Origin of the sequence: Bradyrhizobium sp. IC3195 (assembly GCF_020193585.1) — a bacterium.
In the GTDB taxonomy this organism is placed as follows: Bacteria; Pseudomonadota; Alphaproteobacteria; order Rhizobiales; family Xanthobacteraceae; genus Bradyrhizobium; species Bradyrhizobium yuanmingense.
The window spans coordinates 1-533 of record NZ_JADYVG010000087.1 but is presented as its reverse complement, the minus strand read 5'-3'; the positions used below and the strand labels follow the sequence as shown (position 1 = coordinate 533).

The window sequence follows — 533 nt, the reverse complement described above, 5'->3', positions numbered from 1 at the left end:
CGTTAAGATTCCGCTCCTCGCTACCCCGATGTAGGATCCAAAACGCCAGCACGTTGGCCAGCAGACCGGCGACTGCAATGACCATCATCGTCACGCCGGCTACCGGCTGCGGATGCTGGAAGCGCTGAATCGCCTCCCAGACAATCAGCATGGTGATCACCACCAGAGCAATAGCATTGAGAAACGCCGCCAGGGAGGTTAAACGCAACCAGCCAAAGGTATGGCGGGCATTTGGTGGGCGGCTGGCGAAGCGAACCGCCAGCAGCGCAAACAGCAGAGCGGCGGAGTCGGTGAGCATATGGCCGGCATCCGCCAGCAGGGCCAGCGAGCCGGAGATCGCGCCGCCGACGGCTTCAATCAGCATAAAGCCGGCGGTGACGATAAACGCCCATAGCAGCCGGCGGGCGTTGCTGTTATCCGGAGCCTGGACAGAGGAGTGCGAATGCGAGTGCGCCATAGTGTAGTCCCTTAATAGTTATCAGTATTACGCTATGAGATCATAAACAGAGAGCGATAAAAAACGCAGAAGAGGC

At 58.5% G+C, this 533-nt stretch carries 1 protein-coding gene; it reads right to left on the bottom strand.

Annotated elements, in window-relative coordinates:
* Positions 1-457 (bottom strand): cation diffusion facilitator family transporter (locus I6F09_RS37210; protein WP_225190203.1); only part of this gene is annotated, 457 nt, incomplete at its 3' end.
* Positions 458-533 lie beyond the last annotated feature (76 nt).